The sequence below is a fragment of the Candidatus Tenderia electrophaga genome (genome assembly GCA_001447805.1).
Classification (GTDB): Bacteria; Pseudomonadota; Gammaproteobacteria; order Tenderiales; family Tenderiaceae; genus Tenderia; species Tenderia electrophaga.
This window is the reverse complement of sequence record CP013099.1, coordinates 769,613-794,704: the sequence shown is the minus strand read 5'-3', so window position 1 is coordinate 794,704 and position 25,092 is coordinate 769,613. Positions and strand designations below refer to the sequence as shown.

26 protein-coding genes are annotated in these 25,092 nt (G+C 63.0%); 3 read left to right on the top strand and 23 right to left on the bottom strand.

Annotation, left to right across the window (positions count from 1 at the left end):
* Window positions 1-4: 4 nt before the first annotated feature.
* Window positions 5-376 carry a hypothetical protein gene (locus Tel_03680; protein ID ALP52315.1) on the top strand — a complete coding sequence of 124 codons (372 nt, stop codon included), beginning with the start codon at window positions 5-7 and terminating at the stop codon, window positions 374-376.
* Between the two features lie 87 nt (window positions 377-463).
* Complete coding sequence (locus tag Tel_03675; protein ALP52314.1) at window positions 464-847, top strand: hypothetical protein; 384 nt, start codon at window positions 464-466, stop codon at window positions 845-847.
* A 15-nt stretch (window positions 848-862) separates the two neighbouring features.
* Here Tel_03675 and Tel_03670 read toward each other — a convergent pair whose 3' ends face one another.
* The 16 genes from Tel_03670 to Tel_03595 form a co-directional block, all read right to left on the bottom strand.
* Entirely contained in the window at window positions 863-1,357 is a 495-nt protein-coding gene (locus tag Tel_03670; GenBank protein ALP52313.1) for an RNase III inhibitor, read from the bottom strand.
* Window positions 1,358-1,414: 57 nt separating this feature from the next.
* Window positions 1,415-1,792 carry a hypothetical protein gene (locus Tel_03665; GenBank protein ID ALP52312.1) on the bottom strand — a complete coding sequence of 126 codons (378 nt, stop codon included), beginning with the start codon at window positions 1,790-1,792 and terminating at the stop codon, window positions 1,415-1,417.
* 246 nt (window positions 1,793-2,038) lie between these two features.
* Complete coding sequence (locus tag Tel_03660; protein ALP52311.1) at window positions 2,039-2,446, bottom strand: peptidase; 408 nt, start codon at window positions 2,444-2,446, stop codon at window positions 2,039-2,041.
* A 38-nt stretch (window positions 2,447-2,484) separates the two neighbouring features.
* Window positions 2,485-3,111: a stringent starvation protein A gene (locus tag Tel_03655; protein ALP52310.1), complete on the bottom strand. Its 627-nt coding sequence runs from the start codon at window positions 3,109-3,111 to the stop codon at window positions 2,485-2,487.
* A 160-nt stretch (window positions 3,112-3,271) separates the two neighbouring features.
* Entirely contained in the window at window positions 3,272-3,628 is a 357-nt protein-coding gene (locus Tel_03650) for a plastocyanin (protein ALP52309.1), read from the bottom strand.
* Window positions 3,625-5,862: a copper-transporting ATPase gene (gene copA, locus Tel_03645; GenBank protein ID ALP52308.1), complete on the bottom strand. Its 2,238-nt coding sequence runs from the start codon at window positions 5,860-5,862 to the stop codon at window positions 3,625-3,627. The genes Tel_03650 and copA overlap by 4 nt, the downstream gene beginning before the upstream one ends.
* Before the next feature lie 227 nt (window positions 5,863-6,089).
* Window positions 6,090-6,485: a hypothetical protein gene (locus Tel_03640; protein ID ALP52307.1), complete on the bottom strand. Its 396-nt coding sequence runs from the start codon at window positions 6,483-6,485 to the stop codon at window positions 6,090-6,092.
* Between the two features lie 153 nt (window positions 6,486-6,638).
* Entirely contained in the window at window positions 6,639-7,085 is a 447-nt protein-coding gene (locus Tel_03635) for a hypothetical protein (protein ID ALP52306.1), read from the bottom strand.
* Window positions 7,086-7,169: 84 nt separating this feature from the next.
* The gene (locus tag Tel_03630; protein ID ALP52305.1) at window positions 7,170-8,018 is read right to left on the bottom strand and encodes a hypothetical protein; all 849 of its coding nucleotides are present in this window, start codon (window positions 8,016-8,018) and stop codon (window positions 7,170-7,172) included.
* Window positions 8,019-8,026: 8 nt separating this feature from the next.
* Window positions 8,027-9,136 carry a hypothetical protein gene (locus Tel_03625; protein ALP52304.1) on the bottom strand — a complete coding sequence of 370 codons (1,110 nt, stop codon included), beginning with the start codon at window positions 9,134-9,136 and terminating at the stop codon, window positions 8,027-8,029.
* A gap of 1 nt (window position 9,137) precedes the next feature.
* Window positions 9,138-10,268 carry a hypothetical protein gene (locus Tel_03620; protein ID ALP52303.1) on the bottom strand — a complete coding sequence of 377 codons (1,131 nt, stop codon included), beginning with the start codon at window positions 10,266-10,268 and terminating at the stop codon, window positions 9,138-9,140.
* 26 nt (window positions 10,269-10,294) lie between these two features.
* On the bottom strand, window positions 10,295-12,343 hold the full coding sequence (locus tag Tel_03615; protein ALP52302.1) for an ATPase: 2,049 nt from the start codon (window positions 12,341-12,343) through the stop codon (window positions 10,295-10,297).
* A 95-nt stretch (window positions 12,344-12,438) separates the two neighbouring features.
* The gene (locus tag Tel_03610; protein ALP52301.1) at window positions 12,439-13,755 is read right to left on the bottom strand and encodes an amino acid permease; all 1,317 of its coding nucleotides are present in this window, start codon (window positions 13,753-13,755) and stop codon (window positions 12,439-12,441) included.
* A 130-nt stretch (window positions 13,756-13,885) separates the two neighbouring features.
* Window positions 13,886-15,145 (bottom strand): glycogen debranching protein, encoded by a 1,260-nt coding sequence (locus Tel_03605; GenBank protein ALP52300.1) that lies wholly within the window; start codon window positions 15,143-15,145, stop codon window positions 13,886-13,888.
* 223 nt (window positions 15,146-15,368) lie between these two features.
* Window positions 15,369-15,860: a hypothetical protein gene (locus Tel_03600; protein ID ALP52299.1), complete on the bottom strand. Its 492-nt coding sequence runs from the start codon at window positions 15,858-15,860 to the stop codon at window positions 15,369-15,371.
* Between the two features lie 10 nt (window positions 15,861-15,870).
* A complete protein-coding gene (locus Tel_03595) occupies window positions 15,871-17,463 on the bottom strand; it encodes a hypothetical protein (protein ALP52298.1) in 1,593 nt (530 codons plus the stop codon).
* On the opposite strand from Tel_03595, the gene Tel_03590 reads away from it, so the two are divergent.
* Window positions 17,462-17,662, top strand: a complete 201-nt coding sequence (locus Tel_03590; protein ID ALP52297.1) for a hypothetical protein — start codon at window positions 17,462-17,464, stop codon at window positions 17,660-17,662. The genes Tel_03595 and Tel_03590 overlap by 2 nt on opposite strands.
* 84 nt (window positions 17,663-17,746) lie before the next feature.
* Here the strand turns inward: Tel_03590 and Tel_03585 are convergent, their stop codons facing one another.
* From Tel_03585 to Tel_03555, 7 genes are all read right to left on the bottom strand, one after another.
* The gene (locus Tel_03585) at window positions 17,747-18,946 is read right to left on the bottom strand and encodes a hypothetical protein (protein ID ALP52296.1); all 1,200 of its coding nucleotides are present in this window, start codon (window positions 18,944-18,946) and stop codon (window positions 17,747-17,749) included.
* A gap of 34 nt (window positions 18,947-18,980) precedes the next feature.
* Window positions 18,981-19,655 (bottom strand): hypothetical protein, encoded by a 675-nt coding sequence (locus Tel_03580; GenBank protein ALP52295.1) that lies wholly within the window; start codon window positions 19,653-19,655, stop codon window positions 18,981-18,983.
* Between the two features lie 21 nt (window positions 19,656-19,676).
* Complete coding sequence (locus Tel_03575) at window positions 19,677-20,543, bottom strand: hypothetical protein (protein ALP52294.1); 867 nt, start codon at window positions 20,541-20,543, stop codon at window positions 19,677-19,679.
* Between the two features lie 91 nt (window positions 20,544-20,634).
* Entirely contained in the window at window positions 20,635-21,102 is a 468-nt protein-coding gene (locus Tel_03570) for a hypothetical protein (GenBank protein ALP54724.1), read from the bottom strand.
* Window positions 21,103-21,183: 81 nt separating this feature from the next.
* Window positions 21,184-22,368 carry a hypothetical protein gene (locus Tel_03565; GenBank protein ALP52293.1) on the bottom strand — a complete coding sequence of 395 codons (1,185 nt, stop codon included), beginning with the start codon at window positions 22,366-22,368 and terminating at the stop codon, window positions 21,184-21,186.
* A gap of 70 nt (window positions 22,369-22,438) precedes the next feature.
* Window positions 22,439-23,776, bottom strand: a complete 1,338-nt coding sequence (locus Tel_03560) for an amino acid permease (GenBank protein ALP52292.1) — start codon at window positions 23,774-23,776, stop codon at window positions 22,439-22,441.
* Window positions 23,777-23,791: 15 nt separating this feature from the next.
* The gene (locus Tel_03555; GenBank protein ID ALP52291.1) at window positions 23,792-25,021 is read right to left on the bottom strand and encodes a hypothetical protein; all 1,230 of its coding nucleotides are present in this window, start codon (window positions 25,019-25,021) and stop codon (window positions 23,792-23,794) included.
* Window positions 25,022-25,092 lie beyond the last annotated feature (71 nt).

Genomic DNA, 25,092 nt, shown 5'->3' with positions numbered 1-25,092 from the left:
TGCTATGAAGCCCGTGTTACTGTGCATCGGCGTTTGTTGCGTCGGGCTCGGTTTTGTAGGCATATTCCTGCCCTTGCTACCCACCGTGCCTTTCGTATTGGTGGCGGCCGCCTGCTTCGCCAAATCGTCGCAGCGCCTTCATCAGTGGCTGCTGGCCAGCCGCCATTTCGGCGCGCTCATTCATCACTGGCAAACCACGCGCTCCATCCCCAAACGGGCCAAACGCGCGGCCCTCGCCCTCCTGATCGCCAGCGGCGCCCTGTCCGTCTACCTGATGGACAGCCTGCTGCTGAAACTCCTGGTGGCGAGCTTTTTACTCATTCCCGCCATCATCCTCCTACGCCTGCCCAGCAGCCCAGCTGCCGACTGTCATTAAACCGGAATAACCCTATAGTTGCGGCCGCCGCACCCGATACTAGTAGATAGGGACCGATGATCAAACCGAGGCGGGAGACAACAAAAAATGAAACCCTTTTTGGTTATTCTGGGTTTTTTCTTTCTGGCACTGGCGCTACTGGGCGTCATCCTGCCGCTCATGCCGACCACCTGTTTCGTATTGGCGGCGGCGGCCTGTTTCGGCAAATCTTCCGAACGTTTTTATCAATGGTTGTTGGCCAGTCGCGTCTTCGGCCCCATGATCCGTGATTGGCAGGCGACCCGCTCCATGCCCCGGCGCGCCAAGCGGGTGGCCATCACCAGTATTCTGTGCGCCGGCACCGTGTCGCTTGTGCTGCTGGAGTCGGGCAGCCTGCAACTGCTGGTGCTCGCCCTATTGCTGGTGCCCATTGGTATCATCTTGAAATTACCCACCACTGAAGAACTGACCCCACTGCGCAACCATCACTAGGGCCTGTTAACAGACCTAACTGCGCCCGAGGGCATTGAGATAGATCTTTTCGTCGTCCTCCGAATGGCAGCAGGCGATGATCTCGGTAAAACGATCTTCAAAAGCCTGCATATGGGTCACGGCGATCTTGGCCGCAGCCTCCCTGGGATAGGCGTACACACCGGTACTGATGCAGGGAAAGGCGATGCTGCGCAGGCCTTTGTCCAGGGCCCACTTGAAGCTCTCCCGGTAACAACTCTTCAGCAGCTCCGCCTCATTATGCGCGCCGCCCTGCCAGACCGGCCCGGCGGTATGGATCACATAGCGGGCGGGCAGGCGAAATCCGGGGGTCAGGCGCGCCTCACCGGTGGGGCAACCGCCCAGCCGTTCGCAGGCCTGGTTCAGTTCAGGGCCGGCGGCGCGACGAATGGCGCCGTCCACCCCGCCGCCGGGGCGCAAGGCGGTATTAGCGGCATTGACAATGGCATCCACCCGCAGCTGAGTGATCTCTTCGCAAACGACCTTGATCATCGCGCCCCCTAAATGGGCATCAAGCCGACCTCTTGCCAAGCGGGTTACATAACGGGATTACTTCACCAGCTGCCGGGCAGTATCCAGATAGGTCTGGCCCTGTGCTGTTACGGTGTCGGCATCGCCGCTTTCCGAGGCCAGGTGCACCGCTTCCAGTGTCTCCGCCAACTCGCTTACCTCGCTGGCCATTTTACCAAGTGCGTTTTCTAGAGTGTAGGTCAGCCGGTGCACTTCATGAAGATCCTTCTCCACCAATTTATCCTGCTTGATAATGTCGGCGAGCTTGGCGTTGTATTCGGAGAAGTTGGTCATCGCCTGCGCCAACGTCTCGGCGGGCAACCCCTCAAAGTGGTCGGGAAGCTCATCAGCAACCACGGTGGAAATGGATGCCGGGAGCATCAGCACGGCAGCGAATACAAGGTTTAATACTTTCATGAGATCCTCTCTCGTTAACTGGGACGGATAATGGTTGGCCGGCTGGGCGTGCCATGAGGCCAAGCCGGCGGTCGATTTCACAGCCTTCGGCCAATCAACTGAGCGCGATGTTTACATTAATACGAATGATTGTCAATATCATTACCATTCAAAGTAATTCGCGTAAAAAAAGCGCCGGACCATGACTCGCCCGGCGCCGGCACAGCTTGGTCCGACCACGCAGCGCCGTGAGGCGCATTGGCGGCGTTACTTCACCACTCGCAGATTGGGGCGCCGTTTACCCGCCGGCCCCGAGGGTTCGTTGTCCGGCGGTTGCGGCCCCTGATCCCCGTCGTCCATGGACTCGTCCTCGTCGGAGAACACCATGCCGCGGCCGTTTTCCTTGGCATACACCGCCATCACCGCCGCTGGCGGCACGCTCACCTGCATGGAAACACCGCCGAAACGGGCGTTGAACATCACCCAGTCATTGGTCAACTCCAGACTGCGCACCGCCTGGGGGCCGATATTCAGAATAATACGACCGTCCTGCACATATTGCTCCGGCACGGTGACATTGGCCGCCTCGGCGTTCACCAACAGATAGGGGGTGAGGTTATTGTCGACGATCCAGTCATGGATGGCCCGGATCAGATAGGGGCGGGATGAAATCATGGTTTGAATCCTTTTGCTGCTCGTTGCTGATTCGGCACCTAGGCGCGAATGGCGCGCTCCTCGTCGGTCAAACTGGCCTGAAACGCATCGCGCTGAAACAGGCGCTCAGCATATTGCAACAGGGGCTTGGCCTGGGCCGGGAGTTCGATCTGGTACTGGGGCAGACGCCACAACAGGGTCGCCAGGCTACAATCCACCAGACTGAACTCGTCGCTCATAAAAAAGGGCTTTTGCTCGAAGATGGGCGCAACCGCCATCAGGCCGTCGCGCAGGATGATACGGGCCTTGTCGGCTCGGCTGGTATCGGGACCGCTGAGATCGTCCAACAGGCTGAACCAGTCACGTTCGATACGGTAAAGAAACAGGCGGCTCTGGGCACGCGATACCGGGTCCACCGGCATCAGTGATGGATGGGGAAACCGTTCGTCCAGATATTCCATGATGATGCGCGAGTGATACAGCACCAGATCTCGATCCACCAGGGTGGGTAGGGAGTTGTAAGGGTTGAGCTCCAACAGGTCTTCGGGCAGGTGTTCGTCATTCAAGATGATGACTTCGACGACGATGTTCTTCTCTGTCAGGACCATCCTGGCGCGGTGACTATAGGGACAATTGCTATCCGAATAAATGATCATCACCGGCCTTCTACCTGCAGATACCGCCATTATGCAAACTCCCTGGACGTAATAACTAAAGCATGGAATATGTTGATCGCGCAGCGCCTGCATGCGCGTCACATTGTGAGGTTGGTTATTATACCCCCGGGGGCTGGGCTTTGTCAGAAGCGGGTCGCATGAATCTATATATCGCTGGGGTAGCGACGAATCACTTCACAATCAGCATGCCGCGATACATGCCCATCTGACAGGTAAACGCAAATTCGCCCGCCTGCGGCGGCGTAATCTCCACCCGCTTAGTTTGATTTAGCGGCAACTCGACGCTGATCTCCAAATCCGGGAAAATGACTTGCTCGGCGCAGGGTGAGGCGTCACGGCGGATAAAATTCAAGTTGACCGTCGCACCGCTGTTCACTTCAATGGTGGCGGGTGTATACACGCCGTTATCGACAATCACGTCGACGCTGTCGCTCACCGCGCGCACCTGTGCGGGCCTGGCCAGCCAAAACCACCAGACGATAAAGCCGATCAAGAACAGACCCAACAGGTTCACCCAAAGACTCATGACCCGCTCCTGTGCGGCTTGAACCAACGCAGCCGATTGGCATTGCTCACCACCGTCACCGACGACATGGCCATGGCCGCGCCGGCGATCATGGGGTTGAGCAGCAGACCGGTGACGGGGAACAGGATGCCGGCGGCGACGGGGATGCCCAGGCTGTTGTAGACAAAGGCGCCGAACAGGTTCTGTTTGATGTTACCCACCGTGGCCTTGGAGATACTGATGGCATCCGCCACGCCGTGCAGCGAGCCGCGCATCAGGGTGATGTCGGCACTCTCGATAGCGACGTCGGTGCCGGAGCCGATGGCGAAGCCCACGTCGGCGCGCGCCAACGCCGGGGCGTCGTTGATGCCGTCGCCCACCATGGCCACCACCTCACCGCGCTTTTGCAGTGCGGCCACCTTGTCCGATTTGTCTTCCGGCAGCACCTCGGCCATCACCTCATCAATGCCCACCTGTTTCGCCACCGCCGCAGCGGTGGCTTGATTATCGCCGGTAATCATCACCACCTTGAGGCCGTTTTGATGCAACCGTTCGATGGCCGCCCGCGAATCCTCTTTGATGGTGTCGGCCACCGAGACGATGCCCAGATAGCGGCCGTCGGCGGCCACGAACATGGGCGTCTGGCCCTGGTCGGCCAGCCGTTGCGCCTGATCTTCATGGGCGCCGATATCGATGCCGCGCTCCGTCATCAGCTTGCGGTTGCCCAGCAATAGTCGGCGGCCGTCCACCTCACCCTCCACACCGTGTCCGGTAATGGCATTGAAGTTTTGGGTCGACCCCAATTCCAGATTGCGCGCTTGCGCCGCCGTGACGATGGCCTCGGCCAGCGGGTGTTCGGAACCCGCCTCCAGGCTGGCGGCCAATTGCAGCAGCTGTGATTCATCGCCTTCGATCGGTACCAGTTCGGTCACGGCGGGCCGCCCCTCGGTCACGGTGCCGGTCTTGTCCAGCACGATGGTGGTGAGCTGGCCGGCGCGCTGCAGCGCCTCGCCGTTGCGGATCAACACGCCGTACTCGGCCGCCTTGCCCACGCCGACCATGATGGAGATGGGCGTGGCCAGCCCCAGGGCGCAGGGGCAGGCGATGATCAGCACCGTCATGGTGGCCACCAGCATGTAGGAGACCTTGGGGTCCGGCCCAAAATTGAACCAGGTTATCAAGGTAATCACGGCAATGATCAGCACCGTGGGCACGAATACCGCGGAGACCTTGTCGGCCAGGCGGCCGATGGCCGGTTTGGCGTTCTGGGCCTGGCGCACCATCTGGATAATGCGCGCCAGGGCGGTGTCCTTACCGATGCGGGTGGCGCGGTACAAGAAGGTGCCGGACTTGTTCATGGTCCCGGCGGCCACCTCATCACCCACCTGCTTCGCCACCGGCATGGGCTCGCCGGTGAGCATGGACTCGTCGATATTGGAGTGACCCTCGATGATCTCGCCGTCCACGGCGATCTTCTCGCCCGGCCGCACCCGCAGGGTTTCGTTCAGCCCCACCTGCTCGATGGGCACGTCCTGTTCGCGGCCGTCACGCACCACCCGCGCCGTTTTCGGTTGCAGGCCGATAAGGCGCTTGATCGCCTCCGAGGTCTTGCCGCGGGCGCGCATCTCCAACGCCGAGCCGAAGTTGATCAGGGCGATGATGATCAGCGCCGCCTCGAAATAGACGTGGCGCGCCTGCTCCGGCACCAAGGTCGGCACCAGGATGATGAGTATGGAGAACAACCAGGCCGCGCCGGTGCCTAGAGCGATGAGCGTATCCATGTTGGCGTTGTGATTGCGGAATGACTTCCAGGCGCCGGTGAAGAAACGGCCGCCGGAATAGCGCATGACGAAGAGGGTGATCAGCCCGACCACGCCCCAGAACCAACGCCCCGCCCCGCTCAACTCGGGCATATTGCCGGTGACGCTGAGCAACACCAGTGGCGCGCCCAGCGCCGCCGCCACCCCCGTCTTCTTCAGCAGCTCGCGGTAGTGGGCCTGCTCGGCCGCCTCCTTCTCCTCGGCCTCTGCTGCGGTGCCCTGCAACTCGGCCGCCTCGTAACCGGCCGCCTCGACAGCCTGGACCAGTGTATCGGTGTCCACCTCACCTTCCACGTCGGCGCTGTGCTCGGCGAAGTTGACACTGGCGCGCCGCACTCCCGGTGCCTTTTGCAACGCCTCCTCGACTGTCGCGACACAGCCAGCGCAGCTCATGCCGCCGATGGAGAGATGGATGGTCTTTTCCGCTTTGCCCATTAGAATGCCTCAATTCCATGCCTTGGCGTAGGTTGGGGTAAGCGCATTCCGCGCACCCCAACACGGCGCCCTTTCCGCGCCCCCAAGCGCTGGGGTACGCGGCATGCGCTTACCCTTCATGCCTTATGGCTGCAACCCACCTATTTCTTCCAGGCGCCGGGTGCTGCCCCTACAGGTCTGACGCGTTGGGGTGCGCTGCGCTTACCCCAACCTACGGTCAATGTTTATCAATCCTCCAGACTCTTCGCCACTCTCTCCAACTTGCCCCGCACCGTCTCGGCGATCTGCGCCACACCGGGCTTGTCTACCAGCTGCAAGACCGCCGCTGGGTCCATAAAAGCCACTGTGATGGCGCCATCATCCTCTTCCCGCACCACGACGTTGCAGGGCAGCAACAAACCGATATCCGGATCGGCCTCGATGGCCTGTTTCGCTAAGGGCGGATTGCAGGCACCGAGGATGCGGTAGGGCAGACGCTCATGATCAAGCTTTTTCTTGAGTGTCGCCTGCACATCGATATCCGTAAGCACACCGAAGCCCTCGTTACCCAGCGCCTCGGTCACCTTGGCCACCGCCTCATCAAAACCACAGGACAATTGCACACTAAAACCGTAATTAGACATCAGCGTTCTCCTCTCGTTACTTCAACAAATTCTTAACCACGATAATCAAGACGATCACTATCGCCGCCATGAGCAAAAATCCCCAGGGCATGTCGTGCAACCCAATGCCGGAACTCTGTCGGATCAACTCCTCGTTCATTGCCGCTCCTCACCTTAACGCAGACCGCGATTACGCTGCTGATTCTGATACCAGGCGGCATAGACGGGATTGGGCCAGCGCGATTGAAACCACTCGATCACCGCATCGATCTCCCGGTCGCTCAATTGCCCGCGCCAGCCCGGCATCTTGCCCTTACCCGGCGCGCTGCCGTTGAGGATCATCTGCTTCAACCACTGTTTGGAGTGGTGCCAGGCGTGACCGGTTCCGTTCAAGGGCGGTGGCGGGAACATGCCCTCGGCGTCGCGTTGACGCCAATTGGGATCCCCCTGGCCTCGGTCACCATGACACTGGGCGCAGTGCTCACGGTAGACCGACTCGCCCAGTACGACCAATTCCGGATCGTGAGAACGCTCCACGGCAGGGCCGGAGAGGGTCTCCAGGGCGCTAGCCGGATCCTGGGGAGAGGAGTCACAGGCGGTGAGCGCCAAGGCCAAAATCATAGGAGTAACCGTGTAGTTATTCATCGTTTAAATAATAACAAACGGATCAAGTATTGCGTTTGAGCTGTATTCAACCATGTTTGCCTAATCGTTGTGGACATATCGTTCCGGCGCCTCATTGAACCGCTGCAGACAACGCTCCGAACAAAACACATGTTGCTGCCCCTGATACAGCGTCTTCACCATGGCCGTCCAGGCATCCACGCGCATGCCACAGACCGGGTCCTGCACCCAGTCGTGCCTGTCGCTCCGGCGATCCCGCAGGGCCCCGTCCTCCAGCCACAGCACCCGGTCGGCAATCTCTTCCACCCGGGGATCGTGAGTCACCATCACCACGGCACAGCCCTCGTCACGGGCAATATCGTGGAGGATCATCATCACCTCCTGGCCGCGATGGGAATCGAGATTACCGGTGGGCTCGTCGGCCAACAGGATAGGTGGTCGGTTGATCAGGGCACGGGCGATGGCCACCCGCTGTTGCTCACCTCCCGAAAGGGTGTGGGGCAGGGCGCCGGCGCGCGCTGTCAGGCCCAGGCGGGATAATAGCTCCGCCGCCCGTGGTCGGGCCGCCTTGACGCCGCCGGGGGCCAGCTGGGCGGGCAATAGCACGTTCTCCTCCACGCTCAGCGCCTCCATCAGATTAAAGGCCTGGAAGACAAAGCCAATCTGCTGTGCACGCAGCCGGGCCAACTGTGCCTGAGCGAAATCGGTGATTTCCCGACCCGCCACCGCCACCTTGCCCTCAGTGGGCCTGAGCAGCGCCCCCAGCATGGAGAGCAGCGTGGTCTTGCCGGAGCCGGAGGGTCCCATAATCAACACCAGTTCGCCCGACGCGATATCCAAATCCACCCTGTCCACCGCACGTACCAGGGCCTTGCCGCTGCCGAAGCGCTTACTCAGCTGTCGCACGCTTAGAATCGGTTGTTCAGCCACGGCTCACCTCAACGCTTAAACACCAACAGGGGATCCACCCTGGCCACCTTGGCCACCGGCCCCAGACTGGCCAACAGGGCCACGGGGAGCGCAACGACGACCATGGTCAGCAGGGTGTGCGGTTTGACCGCCAAGGTGATCTGGGGCAGCAATTCAGGCAACAACGGCAACAGGGCATACGCGATCACGCTAGCTAACAACAGCCCCAACAGCGTCAACACCAGGGTCTGCAACAAGGCCGCACCAAACAGTTGGGCAGTGTGAAACCCCAGCGCCTTGGCGATGGCCAGCTCCCGTTGCTTGCGGGCCGTCTGAGTGTAGGCGCTGAAGGCGACGATCACCAGGGCCAGCAGGGTGCCGATAATAGTCATCATAAAGATGATCTCGGCCCCCATCTGCAGTGCCATCTTGCGGTCCCGGGCGATAAACTCAGCGCTGGCCAAGGCGTTGACCTTGTCCACCGCTTGCCGGATGCGCGCCGCTACGGTCTCCGGCACCATCCCCGGCACCGTTTTGACCATGATGTAACTGACCTGATCCTTGGCCTCGATCAAATCGCCCAGGTCCTCGTGGGAGACGAAGACCACCGCGCTGGACATGGAGAAGGTCCCGCGCGTCAGCCCGACAATGCGCAGTTCACGGTCGATCAAGGTCACCCAATCACCCAACTCCAGTCCCGCCAGGCGCGCCATCACCACCGGGATCACCGCCTCGCCGGGCCCCGGGATCGCCTCCCCTTCGACCACATCCCAGGGCCCGCCCCACTGGGTATCCGGATCGAGGCCGATGATGTAGGAGAACCAGTCACGTCCACTCGCCTTGATGGCGGCATTGAGATAGAGGATAGAGGAGGTCTGCGCCACGCCGTCCATCTCGGCCACCCGGTCCACCTTCCAGTCCCACAACAGTGACGAGGCCATATGCATGTTGGAGACCCCCTTCTGCATCACCCAGACATCGGCCTCCATCTCCTCCAGGTAGGCCACCATCTGTTCCGATTCCCCCTCGAACACGGCATCGAAAAAGATCACCAGGATGAAGGAGATCGCCACCGCCATGGCGCCGGCCAGCAAACGCAGCGGTTCGGCCAGGAGATTTTTCAGGCTCCAACGCAGCATCTCAGCCCCTGAATACGATGGCGGGATCGAGACGGGCGATGTAGCGCAGCGGCAACAGCGCCCCCACTATGGCCAACAGCATGGCCCCCAACAAGGTGCGCAGCAAGGGCCCTGGTTCCGCCACCGGCACCAAATAAAGCGGGGCCTGGGTCTCGATCATCCCGCTGGCCGCCTGCGCCAACAGCAGGGCCACGGGCAAGGCCAACAAGCTTAAGGCCACAGCCTCCAACACCATCTCGCGACTCAAGGCCCCATTGGTGAAACCCAGGGCCTTGAGCACCCCGAGGCTACGCAGACGGCCGTGGGCGACGGCGAACATAATCATGCCCACGACCAACAGGGCGATGACATAGCCGGCGCCGATCATCACCCCCAGCACCGGCCCGAACAAGGTGCGCCCCAGGGCCATGTCGTTGTTGGCGATCTGCTGTGGGGTATAGACATCCCCCGCCGGCTCCGCCGCCTCGATCAACGGCCGGATGACATTGCGATCCACACCCGGCTCCAGTTCCACTAACAGATAACTGAGCAGGGGCAGATTGCTGATATCGCCCACCAGATCCGAGTCGAAGTAGAAATCGATCATGTCGTCGTAATTGATGAAGGCAAAGGCGGTAAAAAAGGCTGAGGCCTGTTGTGCGATTCCGGCGATGCGAAACTCATAATCAGCCACCACAAAGGGATCACCGGGGGCCAATCGATAAAACTGCGCCAGGGACTCGTCAATGACAATCTCGCGCGGCTTGCGCACCTCCCGGCCGGCGCTCAATCGGGCCGGCCCGCCCGCGGTATCGTAGACCACGAAAAAGATGGGGCGCATTTCACCCGCCTGCTCATAGATCACCGGCACCAGGGTCATGGGGTGCGCCGCCTTGACACCGGCCACGGCCTCGATGCGGCGACGGCTCAACTGCGGCAGCAGAGAACGACTGCCGATAAAGTTGCTCACCCCCGATTGCGTTACGATCAGATCGGCGCCCCGGTTCAATACCGCCTCGCGCAACTGGATCAACAACCCCTGCTGGAAGCCCTCCAACAACAGGATCACCGCCACGGCGGCGCCGATGGCGCAGCAGGTCATCAGGGTCCGCCACGGCTCGCTCAGGAGTTGTCGAAATGCCAAACGGAGCATGGGCCGCCGCTTCCTCGATATCGTCGCTAGGCCGCCGCGCCTTGCGGTTCCGATGAGAGCGTTGTCCGCTCAAGCAGCTTGGCGTTTATGGCCACGATCACCGTGGACACCGACATCAGCACCGCGCCCATGGCCGGCGACAGCAGCACGCCGACGCTGTATAACACTCCCGCAGCCAGCGGGATGGCGACGATGTTGTAGCCCGCCGCCCACCACAGGTTCTGGATCATCTTGCCGTAGGTGGCGCGCGCCAGTTCGACGATGGCGGCCACGTCGCGCGGGTCGGAGCGTACCAGTACGATGTCGGCCGATTCGATGGCCACGTCGGTGCCGGCGCCGATGGCGATGCCCACATCGGCCTCCACCAGGGCCGGGGCGTCGTTGACGCCGTCGCCCACCATGGCCACGCGCAGGCCGCGCTGTTTGACCTCTTTGATCTTGTCGGCCTTCTGGTCGGGCAGCACCTCGGCGAAGTAGTCGTCCAGTTCCAATTCCTTGGCCACCCAGCGCGCCACCGCCTCGGCGTCACCGGTGAGCATCATCACCTGCACACCCATGGTCTTGAGGCGCTGCAGGGCCTCGCGCGACTCCTCGCGGATGATGTCGGCCAGGGCGATGGCGCCGGCGGGTTGGTCGTCGATCAGGACATAGACCACCGTCTTGCCCTCGTCCGCCACCTGGCGCACCCGGTCGTGGTCCACAGCCAGGTCGTTCTCCTTGAGATAGCCGGGGCTGACCACCTTGATATTCCGTCCGCCCACCTGGGCCTGGGCGCCCTTGCCGGGGATGGACTTGAACGCTTTGGGGCGCTCCAGTGCCAACGCTTTTTCCTTGGCCTTGTCAACGATCCCGGCGGCGATGGGGTGCTCGGAACTGCCCTCCAGGGCCGCGGCCAGGGCCAGGAGTTCATCTTCGTCCTGATCACCCAGACGGATGATGTCGCTGACGCCGAAGCGCCCCTCGGTGAGCGTACCGGTCTTGTCGAACACCACCGCCTCCAGGCCGCGCGAGCGCTCGAAGGCGGAACGGTCGCGGATCAGCAGACCGTGGCGCGCCGACAAAGAGGTGGAGACCGCCACCACCAGCGGCACGGCCAGGCCCAGGGCGTGGGGACAGGCGATCACCATCACCGTCACCATGCGCGCCAGGGCGAACTGGAATTCCCGCCCCAGCAGCAGCCAGACCGCCAGCGTGGCGAAGCCCACGCCGAGGGCGATCATGGTCAGCCAAAAGGCGGCGCGGTTGGCCAGGTCCTGGGTGCGCGAGCGGCTCTCCTGGGCCTTGCGCACCATGTCGATCACCTGCGACAGATAGGTCTCGTCGCCGGTCTTGTGCACCTCCACCGTAACGCTCGACTCGCCGTTCACCGCGCCGCCGATGACATCGTCGCCCTCGCCCTTCTCCACCGGCTGGCTCTCGCCGGTGAGCATGGCTTGGTTGACGGACGTGCGTCCTTCGACGACCGTGCCGTCGATCGGGATCTTCTCGCCGGGCTTGACCAGCACGCGGTCGCCGCGTTTGAGTTCGGTGACCGGCACATCCTCCGTGCCGTCGTCGGTGACACGGTGGGCCTCGGCGGGCATCAATTTCACCAGTTTTTCCAGCGCGCCGGAGGCCCCCATCACCGAGCGCATCTCGATCCAGTGGCCCAGCAGCATGACATCGATCAGGGTGGCCAGCTCCCAGAAGAACACCTTGCCCGCGACACCCAGCACCACCGCGGCGGAATAAAAATAGGCCACGCTGATGGCCAGCGAGATCAGCGTCATCATGCCCGGCTGACGCTTGCCCAGTTCGCTCATCAGCCCCCTGAGGAAGGGCCAGCCGCCGTAGAAGAACACCACGCTGGACAGCGCCAGCAGCACGTAGGCGTCGCCGGCGAATGCCAGCGCCTCCAAACCGAGAAAGGCCTGGATCATGGGCGACAGCGCCAGGATGGGTACGGTCAGCACCAGCGCCGCCCAGAAGCGGCGCCGAAAGTCGGCGATCATGGCGGCATGGTCGTGGCCCGAGTGGCCCCGCCCCTGCGCTTCGTGGCCGCCATGCCCGGCGTGGTGTTCATGTTGTGTTGCCATAACGCGAATCTCCTTTTTTTGACGAACATCGGAAACAAGTGGAGTGGCGGAGGATGCGCCGCCATGCCTACCCGCCTGTGTCCAGGTATCCGGCATCAGCCGTGTTCGTGCCCCTCGCCTTCAGGGACACCGTTGCGCAGATAAAACCAGGTCCCGGCCAGGATCAGCAGCATGGCCGCCAGCGCGAACAGCAACAGCCATGGATCGCTGGACGCCTTGACCATCACAAAGGCGCCGAGCACGATCACATCCAGCACGATCGCCGTCACCAGGATCAGCCCATTGGCGTCCAGCTCCCGGCGCAGATGCCGCAACACACCCCAATGCACGGCGATGTCCATGACGATATAGAAAATGGCGCCCAGGGAGGCGATGCGACTGAGATCGAAAAAGATAGTCAGCGCCATGGCCAGCACGATGGTGTACACCAGCGTGTGGCGCTGAATGGTTCCCGGCATGCCGAGGTGACGGTGAGGCACCAGTTTCATTTCGGTCAGCATGGCCAACATGCGCGACACGGCGAAGACACTGGCGATGATGCCGGACACGGTCGCCACGATGGCCAGCAGCACCGTGAACCACAGGCCCGATTGCCCGAACGCCGGCCGCGCCGCCTGGGCCAGGGAAAAGTCCTTGGCGCGGATGATCTCCGCCAGGGAAAGGTTGGCATTGACCGCCAGGGCGACGATTAGATAAAGCACCGTGCACAGGACAATGGAGATGATAATGGCGCGCCCGACGTTGCGCTGCGGCTCCACCAGCTCCGAGCCGCTGTTGGTGATGGTGGTGAAGCCCTTGTAGGCCAAGATCGCCAACGCCACGGCCGCCAGAAATCCGCCCGCCGAGGCCTCTTTGATCCCGACCGGCGGGGTGGTAGTGAAGGAAAAATCGGCCAGCCACAAACCAACCAGCGCGAACACGGCGATACCGCCGATCTTGATGACGGCCATCCACAGAGAAAATGTCCCGATGAGGCGGTTACCGGAAATGTTCACGGCAAAGGCGAAGACGAGCAGCCCCACCCCCAGCAACGGCACCAGCCAACTGCTCTGATCGATATCGAACAGTTGCAGCGTGTAGCTGCCGAAGGTGCGCGCCACCAGGCTCTCGTTGATCACCATGGAAAAATACATCAGCAGGGCGCAGAAGGCGGTGGTCACGCCCTTGCCATAGGCCTTTTCCAGATACATGGCGATGCCGCCGGCCGAAGGGTGGGCCCTGGACACCTTGATATAAGTGTAGGCGCTGAACGCGGTCACCGCCGCCGCCGCGACAAAGGCCAGCGGAAACAGCTCGCCCGTCAATTCCGCCACCTGACCGGTCAGCGCGAATATCCCGGCGCCGATCATGACTCCGGTGCCCATGGCGACGGCGCCGGTGAGCGTCAGACTGTTTTTCTTATATTGCTCCATTCTTCAAATTTCCGTTGTTCTGCAATGAGATTTCAGGCTTGCGTAGGCGCGCGCCAGCTCGAGCGATTCGGGCTGCGCGCCGTCGCCGTCGGGCAGCCGGCTGCGGTCCAGATCCGGGCACAGCAGAATGTCAGTTTTCATCGCCATCGATCCTCAAAACAGCTTGTCCGTCCAGCGCATGGCGGCCGATGATCGCCGCCGCCGCGCTCCAGCCCTGCTGTCGGGTGCCGCCGGGCGTGAGCTTGCGGCCGTGCACGAATTCGGGGAAGCCCCAGGCTTCACCCGCCATGCTCATGGCATTGGCGCGATGGATCGCCTGCAGATATTTTTCGGCTTTATCTGTTTGTTGTCGCCGCGCCAGGTCGGCCACGTAGAAGCCGGTGACCATGGGCCACAGGCCGCCGTTGTGGAACTCATAGGGCTTGTTCTTGAAAGTATAGGAGAACATCACCTGCAGGTCCTCCCAGTCCGCGTCCACCGGTTCGATGACCGGGTGGAAGGCGGGCAGCAGCGGCAAGTCATCACGGGTGACTTCACCGGCGATGAAGGCGTCCACCTTGCCGCGCTGCGCGTCGTCGGCCACGTCCAGCAGCGAGACCAGCACGTTGGCAAAGGCGTCGAAACGGTAGCCGTAGCCGGCGGGCGAGAAGAAGGGCATCCAGTGCCGTCCGGCGCAGTGGGGCGAGGCGGCGGCGCGCCCCTTTTCGTAGAGCACTTCGTGGTAGGCGTCATCCGGCACGTCGCCGTCGTCGAACCAGTAGTTGGCGCGCAGGAGATGGCGCAGGCGGCTGATCTTTTCGTTGAGCGCGTGGTCGTGGGAGCCGTGCACCGCGGCGTGGATGCGCGCCAGCGTGCGTTGCGCCTGCAGGTACAGCAGCTGGTCGTAGAGCACGTAGCCGTTGTGCAGGTACTCGTCGGCCCAGTCGCCGGTCAGCGGGACATAGATGAGCCCGCGGTTGTTGAATTCCCAGGCGCCGAGCAGGAAGCGCACCTTCTCGATGGCGGGCAGCAGGCGTTGCAGAAATTCGTCATCGCCGGTCGCCCGCCAGTATTCGCCGCAGCCGATGAGAAACCAGAGATTGGCGTCGATGCGCCCGGTGGTGCCGCCGTAGCTGATGCGTTGCGTCACGGTATCGACATTACTGGGAATCTCACCATGGGGTCCCTGATACTCGGCCAGGGTCTCGAAGGTCCGCCGCGCCGCGCCGATCAGCTCGCTGTCACCCGTGAGCAGGGCCGCCAGCGAGATGATGGTGCCGTCACGGCCCCACACGCGCCGGTAGTTGTCACGCTCGCTGGGGCTGGCGACGAAACCGTCCGCCGTGGCGCTGTGTTGGAGCAGCGCCAGCGACTTGTTGTAAGCCTCGTCCGGGTCAATATTCTGATTCACATACCTCTCCTCGCAAAACGTTCATTCATGGGCCCGCGCCCGCCGGCAGACGTTCTCCACCGTGAAGCCGTATTGGCGCAGCAGCTCCGGCCCCGGCGCCGAGGCGCCGAAACGCTCCACGCCGAGCACCGCGCCGCGCTCGCCCACGTAGCGGCGCCAGCCCTGGCTCACCCCGGCCTCGACCGCCAGCCGCGGCACACAGGAAAAACCGGCGGACCCCGTGTCAGGGAAGATAGTGATGGGGCGGCGTGGCTTCACGGGCTTCGATTTCCGACTCTTCGCTGGCGTGGATCAGGGCGCGGCGTAAACGCTCCGGCCACCCCTCTCCCAGGCGGGTTCCGGCGGCGGTGATTGCGCTCTCCAATTCCTCCAGACTCACCTGGAGCAGGTCGTAAGTGATCTCGATCGTATCGCCACTGACCGTGACGGCGTCGATCCCCATCAGGCCGCGCAGCATCTCGCCGACAAGCACCTCCCCTTCGGTGGAAAGCGGCTGCTGAAGATGCAGGCGCCTGCGTTTGAGCGCCACCTGGCCGTTCTGCTTGGGCGCCGCCTGGCCCGGATAACCGACATAGAGATGCGGGTGGGCAAGGAAGCGCGCCCGGCACTGCTCGGAGCAGAAGGCGAAATTCATCTGCCGATAACTGATCTCGCGGTCGTGCCTGCCCACCCGCATGCCGCACACCGGACATTCCACCTGATCGCTTTGTTTCATGGCGCCTCTCCTATAATTGACCCGAGCGCGAGATGCCGCGCACCAGTCGAATCGTAAACCAGAATGCCAGCCCGTAGCCGATCAAGGCGGGCACCGGGATGCCCGCCACGCGGGGCGCCAATTCAAACTGCATGAGCAACGACGCGGCGATGTACAGACCGAGGGATACCAGCGCCAACGCCAGGCGGTTGCTGCTGCGGTCGAGATGGGATTCGAGATCCTTCAGGCCCCGGTGGTGCAAGCGCCACTGGAATCCTTCCCGGCGCAGCCTGCGCACCCCCTCCGCGAGGGTCTGGGGCAATTCCTGGAGCGCCTCGGCCGCCTCGTATTTCAAACGCGACTTCATGGCCTCGCTGGCGCGCGACGTGATAGCGTCCCTGATCTGTCGTTCGCCCGCGATTAAGCCCTGCACGACGTTGAAGTCGCGGTCCAGGGCCCGCACCGCCGACTCGGTGAGCAAGGACGCCCGCAGGTAGACCAGCAGGTTATGCGGCACCCGCACGTTGCGCCCCTGCCCCAGGCGCATCATGGCGATAAACGCCTCGCTGAACGACCAGTCCTTCATGGGCAGCGCGGCATAGTCTTCCAGCAGCTCTTCCAGACCGCGCATGAATTCGGCGCGGCCCAAGTCGCCGGCGATCAAGCCCAGATCCTGGTAGGCATCCAGCAACCAGCCACTGTCGCGCTGCACGAAGGCCTGCATGGCGGCGGCGAGGTTCTTGCGACTGCGCTGATCGAGAAATCCCACCAGACCGAAGTCGTGCAGACAGATGCGCCCGTCGTCCATGATGAACAGGTTGCCGGGGTGGGGGTCGCCGTGAAACAGGCCGTGTAGAAAAAACTGTTTTAAATAGGCGTCCACCAGCGCCTGCGCCAGCGCCGGGCCGTGCTCCTTGACCGCGGGATCATCGATCCGGCGCCCACCGCTGCGTATCTGGACCAGCACCGCGTCGGTATAGAGATCGTCCACGATGGCGGGGACATAGATCGTCTGCGAATCCTTGAACATTTGCACGAAACGCTTGACGTTGCGCGCCTCGCGCCGAAAGTCCATCTCCTGCTGCAGTCCGTTATCTATCTCCTCGATGATGGCGAGCGGCTGGAACTGGCGCAGCCGCGGGACCAGTGCCGCGAGCAGCCTGACCGCGAGTTTCAGCAGGCGCATGTCGCGCGCCACCTGCGCCTTGATGGCCGGGCGGCGCACCTTGACCACGACGTCCCGGCCATCGTGGAGGCGGGCGCGGTGAACCTGGGCGATGGACGCCGCGGCCAGCGCTTGTTCATCGAACTCGGCAAACAGCTCATGGATCGGCGCACCCAGCGCCCGCTCGATCTCCAGCTCGGCCACCTTGCCGTCGAACGGCGCCACCCGGTCCTGCAGGGTCTGCAGGGCCTCGATATAGTCGTCCGGCAACAGGTCGCGGCGCAGGCTCAGCCCCTGCCCCAGCTTGATGAACGTCGTCCCCAGCCCCGCCAGCATGCCGGCGAACTTGCGCGCCGGAGAAAGCTTGGGATGCAGCCAGTGCAGACGGACCAGGCCCCACCACAACAGGTACGCCCACAGCGCCCAGCTGATGCGAATGAAGCGGCTCAGGTACGCCATGCGCGCGCCCGCCGGTACTGAAATGAATAGCTCATATCCCGTCTATATCTGTCCTGTTTACAACCATTCATACCTTTCATACCCTGTGTCGTCATCAATCGCCATCCTGAACTATCGCGCACCGGCCCCGGCGTTGGCCAGCGCCGCCAGCGTCAACAACACGCCCAATATCGTCATCATGCCGATCCGCTCACCGTGAAATAAAGACGCCCATCGCCAGGCCCAGCCGGCACGAGACAGGTGAACACATTGGCCCGTCAAGATGCCCCATGGCAACCGTCGTTCAACCGGCCGGCACGGCAAACAGCAGGACAAACCCCAGCGCCAGCGCCACCAGCAAGAAGCGCAGCCGTTCGCGGCGGTTCCTGCACACCGATAACGCTACCAGACATTGCAACAGGTAGTACAACGCAAAGGCGCGCGACGCCAGCGCGATCACCGTAAAGGTCGAACCGGTCCAGGCGAGCAGCATGGCCGAAACAGCGACGAGAAGATAACCCCAACGCTGGCTGAGCCGCCGCCGCGTGACCTCCTCAAGATTGCCCGCGGCCGCCAGGGTATCCGCCACCGCGGCGGAAAACTGCGACAGGCCGGCGGCCAGGACCAGCGGCATCGCCAGCAGCACCGAGACCGCCGCGGCCAGCTGAATGAGACTGTTGTCGGCGTAGTGCCCGTTCAGCACCGGCACGATGGGCAATGCCAGGGCGACGAAGGCGACATAGATCGAGAGGGAGACGTACTGCGACCAGCGCGAGGCCCGGATCCGCGTCCCGGTGTCGAAGCGGCGGCCGAGATAGCGCGGGGTCTCGAAGCCCTGCACCACGATCAGGGTGCCGGCCACGATGGTCAGCATTTCCCAGCCGGAGCGCTGCGGCAGGGCCGGCAGCGCGAAACGCCCGGTATCCAGGTAAAGCTGTGCGTCGTAAACGGCAAAGCCGATCAGCAGCAGGGCCAGCATCAGAAACGTCACATACAGCGCCCAGCGTTCCAGCCGCTCCAGCGGCTTCAAGCCGCCCAGGATGCCGATCACCGTAATCAGCCCGATCACCACTGTGGTGAGCAGGCTCTTGTTGAAACCGGAATCCAGCCCGACAGCACCGAGCACGAAGGCACTCAGGATGTGAATATAGAGGCAGACGGACACCACATAGGCCAGGACCAGCGCCGCGTCCGACAGCCGTTCGAGCACGAGCGTCGCACGCTGATTGCTCGCCGCCAGCACCGGCTCGGCGCACAGGATGTTATGGCGCACGATGGCGCCGGTATGGAACGCGACAAAGGCCACCGCCAGCATCGCCCACACCGCATACGGCCCCACGCCGCTGGCCAGCACCGGCACGATCACCAGGAACCCGCTGCCGAAAATGGAGGCCAGCGGCGTACCCAGGGCCGGGATGATTCGCCGCCCCGAAGACCATCGCTCCTCAGCGGCGCAGGCCTGTACCTGAGGGCCCTGCGACTGCATCATGTCCGCCTGTTCCATTCCTGACATGCCTGCATTGCCCTATCGGACGCCTTCAGGCAGCCCGCCCCCGGCTCTGCGCCCGCACCTTGTCACCCCAACCGGGTGTCAGGTCGCGGCCGCAGTTCATGCAGAACGGCTTTGGCGCACCGGGCGGCCGGGGGGCACCCGATGCGCATTTCGGGCAGGCCGCGACCATGCGGGTACCCGGTGCGGCGAGTGAGGCCAGATCACTTTCCAACAGCACGGAAACATCCACCCGGCAAACACCGGGTTCCTGCAGCAGCAGCTTGTAAAGCCCGTGCGGCGTCCATACCCAGTACTTGCGCCCCAGCAGATAGGAGGCCAGCGCCGCGCAGGTCATCCACCCGCGCACCTGGCTCCCGTGCCCGGGAATGGCCTCGCGCACCAGCAGGACGTCGCCCTGGGCACCCCAGAGCAGAAACTTGCGCGCCTGTTCCGCAGTGATGCTGGCCGTGAGCAGGCGGTGCCACCACGGCTCGAACAGGGTCCATTCGTCCCTGCCCGCCGGGCGCAGGGCGAACACGTGCTTGTGGCGCTTGTTGACGAACGGGTGCCACCACTGTTTCTGGAGACCCGGCACGAAACAGACGAACCAGCTTCCCGGTTCCAGCGTGACCGGAGAGCCATCCTCGTCAATGTCAAGCTTGATGACTTCGGGTTCAGGCCTTGGCGGTTCCTGGTGGTGGCCGCGTGGCGAATCATTCATGGCTTGCCTCCTTTTTTGTTGTTAGGCACATAGGTTCTCAAGCACCGGGGCAAGCCGGCGCGCGATGAGCGAGAGGTGGCCCTCCCCGGGCAGGTAGTGGACCTCGGTGGTCGACAACGCGCCGACCAGACCGCGGGCCATCACCGGCGGTACGATGTTGTCGGACAGCCCCTGCCAGAGCCGCACTGGCACAGACACCTCCTGCAGGCTGAAATCCCACGGCCGGGCCAACAGCGTCAGTTCCCACGCGACACCCCGCCCGCCCTGGCGCAGCGCCTCCGCCGTACTCGCAGCGAGCAATGCACGGTAATCCGCATCGGCAAGCACTTTGCGGTCCGCCTCGGGCGCTCCAGCCAACATATGGGCGAGGAAGCGCTCCGGGCGATGCCGCAGCCATCGCGCCGCCAGATCGATGGCAAGCCGTGCCAGTGGCGGCGATCTTGCCGCCAGTGCCAAGGCCAGGCGATTCAGTGTCACCATGCCGCGTGTAGAGCGCATGCCCACCAGCGGTCCCAGGGCGCCTACCAATGCCACCCGGGCGAGGCGCTTCGGGATGCGCGCAGCGCAGGCCAAGGCATAGGGTCCGCCGCCGGAGACCCCTGCAACGGCGAAGCGTTCCACATCGAGCTGGTCCGCCAGCTGTGCGACATCGCCGCACCAGGCGCTCAGTGTCCGCCCCGGCTGGAAGCTGGATTCGCCGAAGCCGGGACGGTCGGGCGCAAGCAGCCGCAGGCCGAGATGTACCGCGGGCCGCGCTGCCAACCGGGCCTCGAGGCGCGAGCCTGGATAGCCGTGGAAGTACAACACCGGCGCTCCACCAGGATCACCCAGTTCCAGGCACGCGAGCGTGCGGCCGTCCGCCAGCCTGATCCGGTGTTCGGTCTCCATCGCGTATGCTCCCAACGATTCTCTGTGGCGCGATTCAGCTGAACGACGACCGCCCAGCCACAAGTCTCTTGACCAAGCCCGCGTGCACGCTTCAGCTATGGTGATGGCCGCCGTGCCCATGCGGGCCGGGCTGCACCTCCCGGCTCGCCACCTCGTTCTCTTCGAGGTAGTGAACAAAAGCGCGGCGCAACTTTTCGCTCCAGCCGCCGCCCAGGCGGGCGCCGGCCTGTTGCAGGGTCGCCTCGATCTGCCCGGCCGTTGCCTGCAGCAGGTCGTAGGTGAGGGTCAACTCGTTCGCATCGATGTCCACCGCATACACCCCCATCATGGCGCGGAGTTGCTCGCCGACCTGCTGCGCCGCCGATGCCGACAAGGGTTGCTCCAGGCGCAGGCGGCGGCGCTTGACCACCGCCTGCCCTTGCTGCTTCGGCGCCGGCTCGCCCGGCACACCAATATATAAGTGCGGGTTGGCCAGGAAGCGGTCCTTGCACTGCTGCGAGCAGAAGGCGAAGTCCATGCCCTGATAGTTGATCGCGTACTGCTCCGGCGCCACCCACATGTGGCACACCGGGTCTTTCACTTTTTCACTGTCGCGTCTCATCGCCGTGTCCTCCATTGGTCATTTGCCACCTGGCGCCGCTCAATCGCGAACGCCGGCCTCGCGAAAACAGATCTTGCGTGACAGCGGGCCCGCCCAAACGACCAGCAATGGCGTCAGCGCAATGCTCAGGATGATCGTGCCGAGCACCACCTGCTCGACGGAGGGTCTCAGCAGCCCCTCCTTAGCCGCCAGCATCACCAGCACCAGGCCGAACTCGCCGCCCTGACACAACAATAACGCCGTATGCAGGGCGGCGCCGCGTGGCACACTGAACAACCGCGCCAGTACGGTGGTAGTCAATGTCTTCACCAGCAGCAACATGACCAGCGCCAGCAGCACCCACGGCAACAGCGCCCCCATCGCCGCCAGATCCAGCATCATGCCGATCACCACAAAAAAGAATCCCAGCAGCACATCACGAAACGGTCGGATCTCTTCACTGAGACGGTGTCTGTACTCGGTCTCGCCGAGCATCACGCCGGCGAGAAAAGCACCCAGGGCCAATGACAATCCCGCGAACTCGGTAATCCATGACGCCGCGAGTGCAAACAACAGTGCCGTCAATGTGAACAGCTCTTCTGAACCGCGTTCGGCGATACGCCGGAACAACGGCCGCAACATCCACTGGCCCGCCGCCATCATCAGCGCGATGACGATGGCACCGGTCAACAGGGCCGATCCGATCACGCCCCAAACACCATTGCCCGAGTCGCCGGCCAGCACCGGGATCAGGATCAGGAAAGGAACCACGGCCAGGTCCTGAAAGATCAACACCGCCACCGCAAGACGACCGTGCGGCTGACCGAGTTCATCCCTGCGACTGAGCTCGCGTGACACCACCGCCGTCGAGGACAGGGCCAGCGCCCCGCCCACCACGAAGGCCGCGCCCGGACCGAGCCCCACTCCCCAGGCCAACAGCGCACCGAGCGCAGCGGTGACCACCACCTGGGCGCCCCCGAGTCCGAATACCTGTTTGCGCAAGGTCCACAGCCGGCCCAGAGAGAATTCCAGGCCGATGGTGAACAGCAGCAGCACCACCCCGAACTCGGCGAGGAAATGCAGATCCCGGGTATGGGGAATCCAGGATAAGCCGCTGGGACCGAGAACGATCCCGACCAGCAGATAAGCCAGTAGAATCGGCAGCCCGATACGTTCGAACAGGGCCAGCAACGCCACTGAGGCGGCGAGAAGACCGATAATACCGGTGAGTACCGTGTGCTCCATCAAGTAACTCTTTTGACAGCCGATGTGAAAACATTGATCAGGCGATGGTGCGCAAAGAGAAGCGCAAACATCAATGGGCATGCTCATCGGAGGAGCTCGATGAGCGCCTGCGGGAGAGAAAGACCCATTCGAGCATAAAAACGACCCCGATACCGATCACGGCATAAACGACGACGGCGGGATCGCTCTGCAATTTCACCGCGGTGAATGCGGCGAGCACGACGGCGTCCGCGGCGAGAGCCGCGAGGAGCACCGAGGCCCGCGCACCAATTTCCTCGCGCAGACCGCGGAAAACGCCCCAATGCACCAGCATGTCCATCACCAGATAGAAGAAGGCGCCGAGCGATGCGATACGCGACAGGTCGAACAGGACGGCCAGCATGCCGGCAATGACGACCGTATAGAGCAGCATATGGCTGCGGATGCCGCCTTTCATACCGAAATGGCTGTGCGGGATCATCTTCATCTCGGTCAGCATCGTGAGCATTCGAGACACGGCGAAGACGCTCGCGATAACCCCCGAGGTCGTTGCCGATATCGCGATCGCAATGGTGAAATAGAAGCCAATGTCGCCCAGGGCCGGGCGCGCTGCTGCCGCCAGCGATGTGTCGCGCGCCGCGACGATTTCGGAAATATCGAGGCTGGAGCCGACGGCGATCGCGACGAGCAAGTAGATCACGATGCAAATGGCGATAGAATAGAAGATAGTCCTCCCGACATTGCGATGCGGGTCGACAATTTCGCCGCCGCTATTGGTGATGGTCGTGAAGCCCTTGAAGGCCAGAATGGAGAACGCCACCGAAGCTAGCAGCGCGTCGGCTGTCGACAAAGAGACAGGTTCCGCGAACGCGCCCGAGGACAACCCGTTCGCCCAAATCGCGGCGATGGCGAAAGTCGCGATGCCGCCGATCTTGATTACGGACATGAACAGCGAAACGCCGCTGACCGATCGGTTGCCGGCCGCGTTCACGAAAAAGGCAAAAATGATGAGCGCCAGCGCGAGCGCTGAAATCAGCAGACCGTTTTTCTCGAGATCGAAGGGCCGCAGGACATAGCTCGCGAATGTCCGCGCGACCAGGCTTTCGTTGATCACCATCGAGAGCGCCATCAGCAGCGAAGCCGAGGCCGCTACGACACCGGGACCGTAAGCCTTTTGCAGGATCATGGCGATCCCGCCTGAGGACGGCCAGGCGTTGGACATTTTGATATAGCTGTAGGCGGCGAGCGCCGTCACCAGCGCGCCGGCGACGAAGGAAAGCGGAAACAGCGGTCCCGCGAGCTCCGCAATCTGACCGGTGAGCGCAAAGATGCCCGCGCCGATCATGACGCCGGTGCCCATCGCAATCCCGCCGAGCAGGGAGATGCTGCCTTTCTTGATGTCGGTTTCGTGTGCTGAATGCTCATCCATGCGGACTCACTCCTGTTAGTCGTCTGCACTTGGTTGATTGTTAGAGGGACGCGCCAGGCCAACCAACGCCCCAATCAACAGCAACGTCGCCGTCAGCCAGAACGGCGCCTCGATGGCGAAACCGTACAACCCGCCGGCCGCCGCCGAACCCAGCCCCTGGCCCAGACTGGCGGCCGCGGTCTGCTTGCCAAGCGCTTCCCCTTGAGCAAAACCCGCGTTCAATGAAACCCGGTACGCCAGCATCGGAATCAGAATCCCCGAGCCGGCGGCGAATAACCCGACCAGCAGCGCAAGCCAATTCAAATCGGCTACTGACGGTAGTAAACCTACCCCGACTGCCATCGCCAAGAAGGCCGGCGCGATGATGAACCGGAAGCCGACACGCCGAACGAGCGGTGAGAACACCAGCACCTGGACCGCCACCATCACCAGGCTGCACTCCATGAACATCAAGCCGATCTGCAACGGATCGAGCCCCAGCACCTGCTGGCCCTGCAAGGCGATGGCGACCTCGAAGACACCCAGACCGAACATGCCCAGCAGCGCCAGCAATAACAATACATTCACCGACTGGGTGTTGTGCGCAGCAGGCCGCATCGTAACCGGGCCGGTTGTGGGCGAAATAGCGGGCAGCCAGCGCCAGACCGCCAGCCAGATCACGCCGCCGCCGGCGGCCGCGGCAAAGAACGGCGCCGAAAACGAACCACCCGCTCCCACCTCCACCAATCCCCCGACCTGCAGATCCGTGAGCCAACCGCCGAGCAGGGGCCCCGCCATAAAGCCCAGCGTGGTGGCGGCAGTCATCCAGGCGAAGCGGCGTGCCCGCGCTTCCGGTAAGCTCGTATCACTCACATAGGCCAGGGCCACGGGCAAGACGGCGGACACCAGGGCTCCGCCGAGACCGCGCGCCAGGTAGGCCAGCCACAGGTTGGTCGCCAAACCGAAGGACGCGAGGGCGACCACGCAGCCGCCCAGGCCCAGCAGGATCACCGGCCTTCGGCCGATACGGTCCGAGACCCTTCCCCACAGCGGCGCACCCATGAACAGCGCGAACATGTAGATCGCGGCGATCATGCCGGTGTGCCAGGCGACCGAAAAGCGGGCCGCATCGCCCAGCAGGCGTTCCAGCAGGAAGGGCAGTAAAGGCAACACGATGCCGTACCCCACATAGACAGTGAAGACCGCCGCCATGAGCAAAAAGAACGGCAGCGTCGCCAGTCCGTTGTGTTGCCGTACGGTTACCATGTATGCGCCTCGGTCGTCGTGCGACCCGTTGCCTCGGTTTGTGTGGTCATGTCACGTTCCTCATTGCGTCG